The 12,294-nt window shown below is 56.7% G+C and carries 15 protein-coding genes; 4 read left to right on the top strand and 11 right to left on the bottom strand.

Going from position 1 to position 12,294, the window contains the following annotated elements:
• Nucleotides 1-15 precede the first annotated feature (15 nt).
• Entirely contained in the window at nucleotides 16-234 is a 219-nt protein-coding gene (locus ACYZT0_RS19980) for a bacterioferritin-associated ferredoxin (RefSeq protein ID WP_462042663.1), read from the bottom strand.
• Nucleotides 235-537: 303 nt separating this feature from the next.
• Between ACYZT0_RS19980 and ACYZT0_RS19975 the strand changes: the two genes are divergently transcribed.
• Nucleotides 538-1,140, top strand: coding sequence for a peroxiredoxin (locus ACYZT0_RS19975; protein WP_064679479.1), 603 nt, complete (start codon nucleotides 538-540; stop codon nucleotides 1,138-1,140).
• Between the two features lie 73 nt (nucleotides 1,141-1,213).
• Here ACYZT0_RS19975 and rnt read toward each other — a convergent pair whose 3' ends face one another.
• Both rnt and pyrC read right to left on the bottom strand, forming a co-directional pair.
• Nucleotides 1,214-1,891, bottom strand: coding sequence for a ribonuclease T (gene rnt, locus ACYZT0_RS19970; RefSeq protein WP_462042662.1), 678 nt, complete (start codon nucleotides 1,889-1,891; stop codon nucleotides 1,214-1,216).
• On the bottom strand, nucleotides 1,888-2,934 hold the full coding sequence (gene pyrC / locus ACYZT0_RS19965) for a dihydroorotase (protein ID WP_462042661.1): 1,047 nt from the start codon (nucleotides 2,932-2,934) through the stop codon (nucleotides 1,888-1,890). Before pyrC ends, rnt begins: the two co-directional genes overlap by 4 nt.
• Before the next feature lie 159 nt (nucleotides 2,935-3,093).
• Between pyrC and ACYZT0_RS19960 the strand changes: the two genes are divergently transcribed.
• Together ACYZT0_RS19960 and ACYZT0_RS19955 are read left to right on the top strand one after the other, a co-directional pair.
• Nucleotides 3,094-4,002: a flagellar protein MotY gene (locus ACYZT0_RS19960; RefSeq protein WP_462042660.1), complete on the top strand. Its 909-nt coding sequence runs from the start codon at nucleotides 3,094-3,096 to the stop codon at nucleotides 4,000-4,002.
• Between the two features lie 129 nt (nucleotides 4,003-4,131).
• A complete protein-coding gene (locus ACYZT0_RS19955) occupies nucleotides 4,132-5,349 on the top strand; it encodes an argininosuccinate synthase (protein WP_462042659.1) in 1,218 nt (405 codons plus the stop codon).
• Between the two features lie 193 nt (nucleotides 5,350-5,542).
• Here the strand turns inward: ACYZT0_RS19955 and ACYZT0_RS19950 are convergent, their stop codons facing one another.
• Nucleotides 5,543-6,175 (bottom strand): hypothetical protein, encoded by a 633-nt coding sequence (locus ACYZT0_RS19950; protein ID WP_462042658.1) that lies wholly within the window; start codon nucleotides 6,173-6,175, stop codon nucleotides 5,543-5,545.
• Between the two features lie 578 nt (nucleotides 6,176-6,753).
• Between ACYZT0_RS19950 and ACYZT0_RS19945 the strand changes: the two genes are divergently transcribed.
• Nucleotides 6,754-7,380 carry a response regulator transcription factor gene (locus tag ACYZT0_RS19945; protein ID WP_008155570.1) on the top strand — a complete coding sequence of 209 codons (627 nt, stop codon included), beginning with the start codon at nucleotides 6,754-6,756 and terminating at the stop codon, nucleotides 7,378-7,380.
• A gap of 89 nt (nucleotides 7,381-7,469) precedes the next feature.
• On the opposite strand, the gene ACYZT0_RS19940 is transcribed toward ACYZT0_RS19945, so the two are convergent.
• The 7 genes from ACYZT0_RS19940 to ACYZT0_RS19910 form a co-directional block, all read right to left on the bottom strand.
• A complete protein-coding gene (locus ACYZT0_RS19940) occupies nucleotides 7,470-7,649 on the bottom strand; it encodes a PA3496 family putative envelope integrity protein (protein WP_449646064.1) in 180 nt (59 codons plus the stop codon).
• Nucleotides 7,650-7,755: 106 nt separating this feature from the next.
• Nucleotides 7,756-8,394, bottom strand: coding sequence for an endonuclease III (nth, locus tag ACYZT0_RS19935; RefSeq protein WP_462042657.1), 639 nt, complete (start codon nucleotides 8,392-8,394; stop codon nucleotides 7,756-7,758).
• A 25-nt stretch (nucleotides 8,395-8,419) separates the two neighbouring features.
• Nucleotides 8,420-9,007 carry an Rnf-Nqr domain containing protein gene (locus ACYZT0_RS19930; RefSeq protein ID WP_462042656.1) on the bottom strand — a complete coding sequence of 196 codons (588 nt, stop codon included), beginning with the start codon at nucleotides 9,005-9,007 and terminating at the stop codon, nucleotides 8,420-8,422.
• Nucleotides 9,000-9,611: an RnfABCDGE type electron transport complex subunit G gene (locus ACYZT0_RS19925; protein WP_462042655.1), complete on the bottom strand. Its 612-nt coding sequence runs from the start codon at nucleotides 9,609-9,611 to the stop codon at nucleotides 9,000-9,002. The genes ACYZT0_RS19930 and ACYZT0_RS19925 overlap by 8 nt, the downstream gene beginning before the upstream one ends.
• Nucleotides 9,608-10,600: an RnfABCDGE type electron transport complex subunit D gene (locus ACYZT0_RS19920; protein WP_462042654.1), complete on the bottom strand. Its 993-nt coding sequence runs from the start codon at nucleotides 10,598-10,600 to the stop codon at nucleotides 9,608-9,610. The genes ACYZT0_RS19925 and ACYZT0_RS19920 overlap by 4 nt, the downstream gene beginning before the upstream one ends.
• A complete protein-coding gene (gene rsxB / locus ACYZT0_RS19915; protein WP_462042653.1) occupies nucleotides 10,587-11,597 on the bottom strand; it encodes an electron transport complex subunit RsxB in 1,011 nt (336 codons plus the stop codon). The genes ACYZT0_RS19920 and rsxB overlap by 14 nt, the downstream gene beginning before the upstream one ends.
• Nucleotides 11,594-12,163, bottom strand: a complete 570-nt coding sequence (locus tag ACYZT0_RS19910; protein WP_462042652.1) for an electron transport complex protein RnfA — start codon at nucleotides 12,161-12,163, stop codon at nucleotides 11,594-11,596. The genes rsxB and ACYZT0_RS19910 overlap by 4 nt, the downstream gene beginning before the upstream one ends.
• Nucleotides 12,164-12,294: the final 131 nt, after the last annotated feature.

The following is a 12,294-nucleotide window of genomic DNA, read 5'->3' as shown; positions in this document are numbered from 1 at the left end:
TTTGAATTAGGGTATTTACGCGGCAGTAAATTCTACGGGATAGGGAATCGCGGATTGAGCCGATTGCAATTTGGTCAGGGTTTCGCGGACCACATCCTTGGCAAGGCAGGCACATTTGCCGCATTGGCTGGCTACGCCGGTGGCCTGACGGACTTCTTTATAGCTGCAGCAACCTTCATAGATTGCATCGCGGATTTGACCGTCGGTGACGCCAGTGCAGAGGCAGACATACATAAGTGAAAACCGTCGCTGGTTGTGACTCAATTGCGATGGATCTTAATGTTAACGAGAATGATTGTCAAAGTGGTTTCTGAAAGCTTTTGTCGGGGCTGACGAACGGTTTCCCCCCAGCGTCGATCACACAGGAAAACCTATCGACCGCATTTCCCTTGGCAAAAAAACCGTTAAGGACAGGTCAAAAACGCAGTGTATGATGGCCGGTCCTTGCGAAGCGGGTTCGTGTCACAGGGCTGTCGCCTGAAGGTGGCAGGCTGATGCGAGCCCAGTTCTTCACGTTATTACACCAGGAGATATCCAATGAGCGTACTCGTAGGCAAACAAGCCCCTGACTTCACCGTACCGGCCGTACTCGGTAATGGCGAAATCGTAGACAGCTTCACCCTGTCGTCGGCCATCAAAGGCAAATACGGCCTGGTGTTCTTCTACCCACTGGACTTCACCTTCGTTTGCCCGTCCGAGCTGATCGCTCTGGACAACCGCATGTCCGACTTCAAGGCTCGCAACGTTGAAGTGATCGCTGTTTCGATCGACTCGCACTTCACCCACAACGCTTGGCGCAACACCCCGGTCAACAATGGTGGTATCGGTGAAGTTCGCTACACCATGGCTGCCGACCTGAAGCACGAAATCGCCAAGGCCTACGACGTTGAGTCCGAAGGCGGCGTGGCTTTCCGTGGCGCATTCCTGATCGACGACAAAGGCGTTGTCCGCTCGCAGATCATCAACGATCTGCCGCTGGGTCGTAACATTGAAGAGCTGATCCGTCTGGTCGACGCTCTGCAATTCCACGAAGAGCACGGCGAAGTTTGCCCTGCCAACTGGAAAAAAGGCGACAAAGGCATGACTGCTTCGACCGAAGGCGTCGCGGCTTACCTGACCGAGAACGCTGCTGCGCTGTAAGGCACGTTTGAGGCATAAAAAAAACCGGCCGTTGAGGCCGGTTTTTTTATGGATGGAATAATCCCGACGACGATCAGTCGTTGTAGTCTTCCCAGCCGCCCATTTGTTTCCAGCGATTGACGATGCCGCAGAACAGCTCGGCCGTCTTCTCGGTGTCGTAGCGAGCCGAGTGGGCCTCACGTCCGTCGAAGTCGATATCGGCTGCCTGGCAGGCCTTTGCCAGTACGGTTTGGCCGTAAGCCAGACCGGCCAGGGTTGCAGTATCGAAGCTCGAGAACGGATGGAACGGGTTACGTTTCATGTCCAGGCGCGCGACGGCGGCGTTGAGGAAACCCAGATCGAAGCTGCTGTTGTGTCCGACCAGAATCGCCCGTTTGCAACCATTGGCTTTAAGCGCCTTGCGGATGCCGCGGAAGATATCGGTCAGCGCTGCTTCTTCACTCACTGCCATGCGCAGCGGGTGATCGAGTTTGATCCCGGTGAATTCCAGGGCAGCCGCTTCGATGTTCGCGCCTTCAAAAGGCTCTACGCGAAAGAAGTAGGTGTGGTCAGGGTACACAAACCCTTTTTCGTCCATGCCGATGGTGGTGGCGGCAATTTCCAGCAACGCGTCAGTGGCAGAGTTGAAACCACCGGTTTCAACGTCGACAACGACTGGCAGGTATCCACGGAAGCGTTCAGCCATCGGGTTGCGCGAACCACCTCCACCGCCTTGACCTTCCTGTTCGTCGTCGAAATGGTCTTCACTCACGCGTGTTCCTCCAGCAGGCGCCAGCGCAGTTTTTCACCGGCGCGCAGCGGGATTACGGTCAGCTCGCCAAATGGCAGGCTGGTTGGGGCGGTCCACTCATCGCGGACCAGGGTGATGCGATCGGTGTTCACCGGCAGGCCGTAGAAACGCGGGCCGTTCACGCTGGCAAAGGCTTCGAGCTTGTCCAGCGCGTTGCGTTGTTCGAAGGCTTCGGCATACATCTCAATCGCTGCATAAGCGGTGTAGCAACCGGCACAGCCGCAAGCGGCTTCCTTGGCGTGCTGGGCATGGGGCGCCGAGTCGGTACCGAGGAAGAACTTGCCGCTGCCGCTGGTGGCGGCGTCGAGCAGGGCTTCCTGATGGGTGTTGCGCTTGAGGATCGGCAGGCAATAGAAGTGCGGCCGAATCCCGCCCACCAGCATGTGGTTGCGGTTGTACAGCAGATGATGCGCGGTGATGGTCGCGCCAACATTGGCCGAAGCTGCGTTGACGAACTGCACGGCGTCAGCGGTGGTGATGTGTTCGAACACCACTTTGAGCGTCGGGAAACGCTCGACCACTCGACGCATGTGCTCATCGATGAAGATTTTTTCGCGATCGAAAACGTCGACATCGCCACGGGTGACTTCACCGTGAACCAGCAAGGGCATCCCGACTTCGGCCATGGCCTCGAGTGCAGGGAAAATCTTGTCGATGCTGGTGACACCGGAGTCTGAGTTGGTGGTCGCGCCGGCCGGGTACAACTTGGCGGCGTGAATGAATCCGCAGGCCTTGGCCTCGCGGATTTCTTCGGGCTGTGTAAGGTCGGTCAGGTACAGCACCATCAACGGTTCGAAGCGACTGCCGGCCGGGCGTGCAGCGAGAATCCGCTGGCGATAGCCGTCGGCTTCAGCGGTGTTACGCACCGGAGGTACCAGGTTGGGCATGATGATAGCGCGACCAAAGGTGCGCGCGACATCCGCGACTGTATTGGTCAACACAGCACCATCGCGAAGATGAATATGCCAGTCGTCGGGACGCAGCAGGGTCAGGCGGTCGGACATGAGGGGATTCCAGGCGGGTCAAACTGAGGGGAATGCTACCGGAAAAGACTCTGTCAGGCACTCGCTATCAAGTTTTGCAGGAAGCTTCCGATATCCAACAGGTATGCCGTAAACATGTGTGTGTCGGTCTTTTTGTTGTAGAAGCCAGTGGAGCCTCCCGTGCGCCAGCGTTATTTAGCCTTGCTCAGCGTATTTGCCAGCCTTCCTGCGATGGCGCTCACTTTCCAGACCCGCCTGGAGAGCATCGAGTGGACGGTCGAAGGAGACAAGTTCGAGTGCCGCCTGACTCAGCCGATCACCGATTTTGGTTCCGGCGAGTTCGTGCGCCGCGCCGGCGAGCAAGCGACGTTTCGTCTGACGGCCTACAACGCGATGATCGGCGGCGGGTCGGCCACCTTGCTGGCGGCGGCTGCACCCTGGCAGCCGGGGCGTGGCGACATTAACCTCGGTTCTGTGCGAATCGGCAGTGGCGATGTGCTGTTCAATAGTTCGCAAGTTCAGGCCGGGCGTTTGATCAGTGGCCTGATGGATGGCCGCAGTACGGTTGTTCGACATTACTCTGGCGATGGCCGGATGTCGGAAGTGCGTCTGTTGCCGGTCAAGTTCAGCAAGGCTTTCAACGACTATCAGGGCTGCGTGGCAAAACTGCTGCCGAAGAATTTCGAGCAGGTCAAACAGTCCGAGATTGGCTTCCCCGGCGAAGGCATCGATCTTGACGCGCGGGCCAAGGCTCAGTTGCAGGTGATGCTGGATTTCATGAAGGCAGATCCGACGGTCAACCACATCGAACTCGATGGCCACTCCGACAACAGCGGCAACCGCCTGACCAACCGTGACCTGTCGCGCCGCCGGGCTCTGGCTGTCATGGACTTCTTCAAGGCCAACGGTATTCAGGAATCGCAAATCACCCTGCGCTTCCACGGCGAGCGTTATCCGTTGGCGCCCAATACCAACACCGCCAACCGGGCGAAGAACCGTCGGGTCAATGTCCACCTGGCGCGGGTTGCGCCCACCGAAAAGCCAGCCCCTCAGTCCACTGCATCGGCAAGCGCCGCGTCGACCTCCTGAACCCGCTGTATTCGTCGCCCACTCGACATAATCTGTCGCTTCGTCGTCATAAGCTGTCGCGCCTCTGTAAATTATCCTGCATGACCGGTAGACTTGACGGCTTTCCGTAGAACCCCGTGGAGTGATGGCATGGCGGACGTAAACAAGGTCGTTCTGGCGTATTCCGGCGGCCTGGACACTTCGGTGATCCTCAAGTGGCTGCAGGATACTTATAACTGTGAAGTCGTGACCTTCACCGCTGACCTGGGTCAGGGCGAAGAGGTCGAACCTGCACGCGCCAAGGCACAGGCCATGGGCGTGAAAGAGATCTACATCGACGACTTGCGCGAAGAATTCGTGCGCGATTTCGTTTTCCCGATGTTCCGCGCCAACACCGTTTACGAAGGCGAGTACCTGCTGGGTACTTCCATCGCTCGTCCGTTGATCGCCAAGCGCCTGATCGAAATCGCCAACGAAACCGGCGCAGACGCCATTTCCCACGGCGCCACCGGCAAGGGCAACGACCAGGTTCGGTTCGAACTGGGCGCCTACGCCTTGAAGCCAGGGGTGAAAGTGATTGCTCCGTGGCGCGAATGGGACCTGCTCTCCCGTGAAAAGCTGATGGATTACGCTGAAAAGCACAACATCCCGATCGAGCGTCACGGCAAGAAGAAATCCCCGTACTCGATGGATGCCAACTTGCTGCACATCTCCTATGAAGGCGGCGTGCTGGAAGACACCTGGACCGAGCACGAAGAAGACATGTGGCGTTGGACCGTCTCTCCGGAGAAAGCTCCCGACAAAGCGCAGTACCTCGAGCTGACCTACCGTAACGGCGACATCGTCGCACTGGACGGCGTCGAAATGACCCCGGCTACTGTGCTGGCGACCCTGAACCGTATCGGTGGCGAACACGGTATTGGCCGTCTCGACATCGTCGAGAACCGTTACGTGGGCATGAAGTCCCGTGGCTGCTACGAAACCCCTGGCGGCACCATCATGCTGCGCGCTCACCGTGCGATCGAATCGATCACCCTGGACCGCGAAGTGGCTCACCTCAAAGACGAGCTGATGCCGAAATACGCCAGCCTGATCTACACCGGTTACTGGTGGAGCCCTGAGCGTCTGATGCTGCAACAGATGATCGACGCGTCCCAGGCCCACGTGAGCGGCGTTGTTCGCCTGAAGCTGTACAAGGGCAATGTGATCGTCACCGGTCGCAAGTCCGACGAATCGTTGTTCGACGCCAACATCGCGACCTTCGAAGAAGACGGCGGCGCTTACAACCAGGCCGACGCGGCGGGCTTCATCAAGCTCAACGCCTTGCGCATGCGTATTGCGGCGAACAAAGGCCGGAAGCTTTTCTGAGACTTTTGAAGCCGTAGCGGAACGACCGTAGTGGAACGACGGTAGTGAAACGACGGTAATGAGAGTTGTGGCCTTGTCGGTGACAAGGCCACACATCTGAATAGGGATTCCTGCCGGACATCGTTTTACCAGCGTTCTTTTTGTTTCTGTAATACCTCCCTTCTGTTTCCTCTCTCTGAATGCTCTTCAAGCGTTACCTGCTGCGTGTCAGGTAAAAAGCGTGATCAAGAATCGTCAGGCCACGTGAATTCAAATTGTAAGCAATGCAGAGCGTTGGGCCGTTGCGGCTCTTTGTCTGTTTTGAATGCTTGATGGCGCTTTCCTTCAGCAATACCTCCGAATCGGTACAGGTGAGAAACACGATCACTTGCGCAGGGCTTCCCTGTGGGTGCAGATTTTTTTCAATCCAGGCGCCGAATTCCATTTTTTTGTTTAGCCACCGCGCATCGACGATGTGCAGGCTTTTTAGTGGCTCGATCAGGCACACGTGCTGTAGAGCCGAGAGGCTTGTCTGAATTCCGATCCGGGCGGGAGGGTCCTTCAGGTTATCGGGCCGCTGACCGCGATCAGCGTTGTCCATCACTTTTATAAAATGCTTTCCTTTCCCAAAATCGGAGGGCGCGTACAGCGACCGGTAGTTGAAGTTAAGTGTGGCGAAGAAAAGAAAAAGCAAATAAAAGGGAAAACTGATCAGGAACCAGACATAGAGCTCCCGCTCCTTGTTGTCGAGAAAGGGCAATGAGACGGCGGCCGATGTTTCAGAAATAGCGGCAAATATGGCAATAACTGTCATGGGGTTGACGATTTTTTTCTTTGGTTGGTTCATGTTTTCTGCTCATGGAAGTGTTGTCTCTTCTTGATTTGTTAAAAGTTTTTGGTTTTGATTTTAATAGCTAAGTGATTGGTATTTTTGTTTGTGTAGTGCTCCTTTAAAGTTTGGGTTTCAATGGTGTGATAGTAACGGTATTGAGTGTGGAACGGATATATCTATTCTTGATGTTTTAGGTGGTGCTGGGTTGAGTCTATTTTTGAATTGTTGCCTGGTGTGATTTTTTATTAATACTTGAAACTCAGTGTTTGTGGTATGGGTTTTCCAGTGGTAAATATCAGTTACTCTTAAGCGTAGCTCAATAGTCGGAGTTCGTCGGATCGCTTTCAATGGACCCTGTAATTTGGTTTTTTGGTTGTAAATCGAAACAATAAAACTGCGGAAAATATAAATACCTTCAGGTCGATAACGTTTTTAACCTCCGGTGTTTTTGGATATGTTGTAAGACAAATCTCTAATGTCTGTAGGGAATGTCTCTCGGTGCAGGTGGCCGAGGGGGGCGGCATGCTATGGATGAAACGACTAGGCTATTGTGCGGGCTCTAAAAATTCGAACAGCGAAAATTGGACTTGCCCATGAATAAAGTGCTGATCGTGGATGATCACCCCGTCATTCGTCTTGCGGTACGAATGCTGATGGAGCGTCATGGCTACGAAGTCATTGCAGAGACAGATAACGGCGTGGACGCGTTGCAACTTGCCCGTGAGCATATGCCGGATATTGTCATCCTGGATATTGGAATACCGAAACTTGATGGGTTGGAAGTCATCGCGCGTTTAACATCGACTGCAATGCCCATGAAAGTACTGATATTGACTTCCCAGGCACCTGGGCATTTTTCCATGCGTTGTATGCAATCGGGTGCCGCCGGGTATGTCTGCAAACAACAGGATCTCACCGAATTACTCAGTGCAATAAAGGCAGTATTGTCAGGCTACAGTTACTTTCCGAATCAAGCCTTGCATACCGTACGTTCCAGTTTAGGGAACGCCAGTGAGGCCGATATGGTGGATCGTCTGTCAGGACGGGAAATGATGGTCTTGCAACAGTTGGCCCGAGGCAAGACCAACAAGGAGATTGCCGATGGAATGTTCCTCAGCAATAAGACTGTCAGTACTTACAAGACCCGCCTGTTGTTGAAACTCAATGCTCGCTCTCTGGTCGACCTGATCGAATTGGCTCAACGCAATGGTTTGGTGTGACTGCCTCAGCGTTTGACGAGGCGCAATGAGCGGGGGCATCAGGGCTCGGCACTTAGTAAAAAGCCTCCGTTTCGGGAGGCTTTTAGGTGTCATGGATCAAAATCGTAATCGGCCAATTGCTTTTGCAGTCGGCGCTCCTCCAACAGATTGTCGATGGTACGGCGTTTGCTCAGGTTGGTCTTCGCCACTTCAACCACCGGCTCAGCGTCATCAGCCTCAACGGGGGTGAAGTCGTCTTCTACGTCCAATTGCTCTTTGCCAGTGCTCATAGTGTTACTCCAGGCTAAGACTGCCTTTGGCGCTCCTTATAGCGATAATCTCCCGGCGGGTAAAAAAGATTTTTTCAATCGATAAATCAAAAAACCTAATAGCGCCTCAATCGTCCGAAGTCTTTTGCTTGTATTCGCACAAGTCTTCGATCCGGCAACTGCCACAGCGAGGCTTGCGGGCCAGGCAAACGTAGCGTCCGTGGAGGATCAGCCAGTGATGGGAGTCGAGCAGATATTCCTTCGGCACGAATTTCATCAGTTTTTTCTCAACCTCGACCACATCTTTGCCTGGAGCGATGCCGGTACGATTGCTGACCCGGAATATATGCGTGTCAACCGCCATGGTCAGCTGACGGAATGCGGTATTGAGCACCACGTTGGCGGTCTTGCGGCCGACGCCAGGTAGCGCTTCCAGCTCTTCACGGGTTTGCGGCACTTCGCCTCCATGACGTTCCACCAGCAAGCGACAGGTCTCGATCACGTTTTTCGCTTTGCTGTTGAACAGGCCGATAGTCTTGATGTATTCCGACAGTCCCTCGCCACCCAAGGCATAAATCGCAGCCGGCGTATTGGCCACCGGATAGAGTTTGGCAGTGGCCTTATTCACGCCGACATCGGTCGACTGGGCCGAGAGAATCACAGAGATCAGCAATTCGAACGGCGAGGAATAAGCCAGTTCAGTCTTCGGTTCCGGGTTGTCTTCGTGAAATCGACGGAAAATTTCCAGACGTTTTGCGGCATTCATGGGCAGTGCATTTCCTCGAAGGCGGTCAGTGTGAGGGTGTCGAGCGGGTCCAGGCCTGACGTGCGGCGATCAGCAGTCCCAGCAGAATGAATCCGCCTGGGGCCAGGGTGGCCAGGCGCAAGCCACCGTCGGCGGTCAGTACCCAACCTTGCCAGTCCGCTTGCGCAGTGCCAGCCAGCCATGGCAGATGGCTGCCGAGTGTCCCGTTGCCGATGAGTTCGCGCAGCAAGCCAAGGCCTGCCATCAACGCGCCGAACAAGCCACACAGGCGCAGGCGATCACGCCGGGCGCTCTGGAAAAAATCGGTGTTTTCCAGCACGACGCATTGCAAGGCGATCAATCCTGCATACAGCCCCACATGTTGGTGCCATTGCAGCGACCAGAGTTGCGCGGCGAGTTCCGCGCAGCTGGTCAGCGTGGCCGCCAGCAGGACGCCGGCAAGCAGGTGTGTCACCGGGAGAAGTCGGGATCGCAAGGCGCCCATGCACACACCAAAGGCATTGATCACTACGATGAACATCAGCCACAAGCCCAAAGCGGACACCAGTGAGTCCGTGGCGCCGATCAGCGGTGCGAGCATCAGCGAGTTCTGCAGAGACGATGACTTATTCATGTGGGCGACTCCCGATCAACTGTTGCCGGCGTTCATCGAAGTAGCGCAACGCGTCATGGATGGCGTTGATCACTGCTCTTGAAGTAATGGTCGCCCCCGCCAATTGATCGAATTGCCCCTGATCCTTTTTCAAGGCCCAGCCAGCATCGGCGGGTTCGGTTCGAGATTTACCGACAAACACCTGAAACCAGGCATTAGGCCAGTCGGCAATCTTGCCACCCAGCCCCGGGGTTTCTGATTGCTTGAGCGTTTTGACGCCAAGCAACTTGCCGTTTGCGTCGATGGCGATCAGCAATTCGATGGCGCCCTCATAGCCTAAGGTCTGGCTGCGCAGCAACACGGCGCTGGGTTGGCCAGTCTTGGTCGCCAGATAGCCACCCAGCAGCGTGCTGTTGGCCAATTCAGTGTTTTCGAGGGCGAGCGGCTGTTCCAGCGGCTGATTGTCATAGTGCTCGACGGGAAGCAGATCCAGCAGGTTACGGCTGTCGATCAGGCGCTGTTCGGCCGCAATGCGCGGCGCGCTGATGTGCTGGACCAGGTACGTCACACCAATCCCTAGTCCTGCCAGTAAAACCAGGACCACAGCGCTCGATGCTCGGCTCATGGCGCACCCCGTTCCTGTCTGGAGGCGACAAACCGCTCCAGCGCCGGCACACAGAGGTTCATCAACAGCACGGCAAAGGCTACGCCGTCCGGATAACCACCCCAGGTACGAATCAGGTACGTCAGCAGCCCGACGCCCACGCCGAAAAGCAGTCGCGCGCCAGGGCTTTTTGCGCCAGACACCGGTTCCGTGACGATGAAGAATGCACCCAGCATGCTCGCGCCCGTGAGCAGATGAAACAGCGGCGAGCCATGGGAGTCGGAGCCTGAGCCGTTCCAGCACAGCAGACTGATGACGAACAGGCTGGCGAGCATGCCAACCGGCGCATGCCAGCTGAACACCCGTCGTTGCAGCAGAAACGCGCCGCCCGCCAGAAAGGCCAGGTTGACCCACTCCATGCCTCGGCCGCCGAAGTGACCGAACGCCGGGTTAGCGGCAAACAGTTCGTCCATGGTCAGGCTTTTGTTGATCCGCAGGCTGTCCAGCGCCGTCGCTTGGACCCAGGCATCCGGCGTCTGGCTGAGGCTGAGCCCAAACACCTGCTGTAAGCCGCCGAGCAGGTCCAGTCCATGGGATGACGGCCAGTGGGTCATCTGTTGGGGAAAGCTCACCATCACGAGGGCGAAGCCAAGCATTGCCGGGTTGAATGGGTTCTTTCCTACGCCGCCATACAGGTGTTTGCCGAACACCATCGCGAACACCGCGGCACAGACCGACAGCCACCACGGGCAATAGGGCGGCAAGGCCAGTGCCAACAGCGTTGCGCTGACCAGTGCGCTGCCGTCGGTCAAGGTCGGCTTGAGCGGTCGCTTGCGCAGCTGCAATACGGCCGCTTCAACGGCCAGTGCGGTAACACCCGTCAGAATCAGGTTGATCAACACTCCCCAGCCATACAGCCAGAACAACGCCAGCATCCCCGGCACGGTGGCCAGCAATACCAGCTTCATGGCCTGCTGAAGGCGCTCGTCGACCGATTCAAGGGGCGACATAGGCATCCACCTGACGCTCGGCTTCATTGACCGCGAGGTCCAGTGCTTCGATCTGCTCAGCCGGCGCTTCGCTGGCTTGGGCTTTCTTTAGTTCGGTGCGGCGCATGGCCAACTGGATCTTTGCCCGATTCAACTGCGCATTTTTCGCCGGAACGACGGGCGCCGGGGCTGGCGGTGCAGCGCTTTCCAGCTTCGCCAACGCCTGTTCGGCAGCCTCGAACTGTTGTTGCAGGACGATCAGTTGCGACTGCTGTTCGAAGGTCGGCGGGTGCCCGAACGCCTTGAGAGACTTGTTCAGTTGCGCCCGACTCATTGCCAGATCGATCTTGGCCTTTTTCAACGCCGTATCCGCATTGGCTGCCTTCTGTGCGCGGACTCGCTCAAGAGCGGCCTGAACCGGGTCGAGCGTCGCCACCTCACTGTGCTGGACGGCGCGCTGGGCTCGGGCCTGACGTTCGGCGATTTTCTGTTCTTCTTCACGACGCAGGCGAGCGTTGCGTTGTTCGAATCGGCGCCGCGCGTGATTGCGCTTGGCCGTCCGGGCGCGTTGTTCCTCAACGCTAAGCGCCAGGCCGCCGACAATCGGTAGCACCGTGGCCAGCGGCAACGGCCGCATCTCGATGCAATCCACCGGGCAGGGCGCCACGCACAGGTCGCAACCGGTGCATTCATCGACGATCACCGTGTGCATCAATTTCGCCGCACCGACAATGGCATCCACCGGGCAGGCCTGGATGCACTTGGTGCAGCCGATGCATTCGGCTTCGCGGATATAAGCGATCTGCGCCGGTGCCGAGCCGCGACTGACGTCCAGTTCCAGCACCGGCACTTTCAACAGCTCGGCCAGGGCCGCGATGGTTTCGCTGCCGCCCGGCGGGCATTTGTTGATCGGCTCGCCGCTGGCAATGCCTTCGGCGTACGGTTTGCATCCAGGATGGCCGCACTTGCCACATTGGGTCTGCGGCAAGAGGGCGTCGATGCGTTGAATCAGACTCATGTTTTGATCAGTCCACTGAATCCGAGAAAAGCCACTGCAATCAGCCCGGCGCCGATCAACTCGATCGGCAGGCCACGAAAGGGCAGGGGGATATCATTATCGAGTGTGCGTTGGCGCAAGTCGCTGAACAGGCTCAGTACCAGCCAGAAACCCAGCCCGGCACCCAGGCTCAGGGTCATGGCGTGGAAGAGTCCTTTGTCGTCTTGAGCGTTGAGCAGCGTCAGGCCGAGTACGCCAGCATTGCCCAGCAGCAAGGGCCAGAGGCCATCGAACGCAAGCTTTGGAAGTGACCGAGAAAGCACTTTAAGCAGCGGGCCAATCAGCAAAACGCTTAAAGGCAGGAATACGAAAAGGCGCAGCGATGTCAGCTCCAGCGGGATCAGCAGCCAACGGTAGGCCAAGTAGCCCAGCGTGCCGACGATCAGCATCAAGCAAGCCGTCGCAAGGCCCAGCGCGTGGACCTGCCGATGCTCGTTGCCCAACAGCGGATCGACGCCCAGCGGCCAGTGCAACACGAGGTTGTTGATCAGGGCTGCACTGATAAACGTAAGAACAATTTCGGTCATGATCGTGCCGACAAGAACGGGGCTTTTTAACAGAGCGGTTTAAAAAGCTTAGGCATTATCCGGCAAGGACGGAGGGTGGGCCAGACATGAAAAATCCCACAGTCGCGCCAGGCACGACTGTGGGATCGATT

This window comes from Pseudomonas sp. ZS1P83 (genome assembly GCF_054897825.1).
The sequence above is the reverse complement of the archived record's forward strand: the minus strand, read 5'-3'. Positions and strand labels throughout refer to the sequence as shown.

What these genes read in the sequence shown, in the direction of transcription:
- rsxB (WP_462042653.1), bottom strand. Translation starts at nt 11,597, where the DNA reads ATGAGTCTGATTCAACGCATCGACGCCCTCTTGCCGCAGACCCAATGT.
- ACYZT0_RS19925 (WP_462042655.1), bottom strand. Translation starts at nt 9,611, where the DNA reads ATGAGCCGAGCATCGAGCGCTGTGGTCCTGGTTTTACTGGCAGGACTA.
- nth (WP_462042657.1), bottom strand. Translation starts at nt 8,394, where the DNA reads ATGAATGCCGCAAAACGTCTGGAAATTTTCCGTCGATTTCACGAAGAC.
- pyrC (WP_462042661.1), bottom strand. Translation starts at nt 2,934, where the DNA reads ATGTCCGACCGCCTGACCCTGCTGCGTCCCGACGACTGGCATATTCAT.
- ACYZT0_RS19955 (WP_462042659.1), top strand. Translation starts at nt 4,132, where the DNA reads ATGGCGGACGTAAACAAGGTCGTTCTGGCGTATTCCGGCGGCCTGGAC.
- ACYZT0_RS19920 (WP_462042654.1), bottom strand. Translation starts at nt 10,600, where the DNA reads ATGTCGCCCCTTGAATCGGTCGACGAGCGCCTTCAGCAGGCCATGAAG.
- ACYZT0_RS19940 (WP_449646064.1), bottom strand. Translation starts at nt 7,649, where the DNA reads ATGAGCACTGGCAAAGAGCAATTGGACGTAGAAGACGACTTCACCCCC.
- ACYZT0_RS19930 (WP_462042656.1), bottom strand. Translation starts at nt 9,007, where the DNA reads ATGAATAAGTCATCGTCTCTGCAGAACTCGCTGATGCTCGCACCGCTG.
- ACYZT0_RS19980 (WP_462042663.1), bottom strand. Translation starts at nt 234, where the DNA reads ATGTATGTCTGCCTCTGCACTGGCGTCACCGACGGTCAAATCCGCGAT.
- ACYZT0_RS19950 (WP_462042658.1), bottom strand. Translation starts at nt 6,175, where the DNA reads ATGAACCAACCAAAGAAAAAAATCGTCAACCCCATGACAGTTATTGCC.
- ACYZT0_RS19945 (WP_008155570.1), top strand. Translation starts at nt 6,754, where the DNA reads ATGAATAAAGTGCTGATCGTGGATGATCACCCCGTCATTCGTCTTGCG.
- ACYZT0_RS19975 (WP_064679479.1), top strand. Translation starts at nt 538, where the DNA reads ATGAGCGTACTCGTAGGCAAACAAGCCCCTGACTTCACCGTACCGGCC.
- ACYZT0_RS19910 (WP_462042652.1), bottom strand. Translation starts at nt 12,163, where the DNA reads ATGACCGAAATTGTTCTTACGTTTATCAGTGCAGCCCTGATCAACAAC.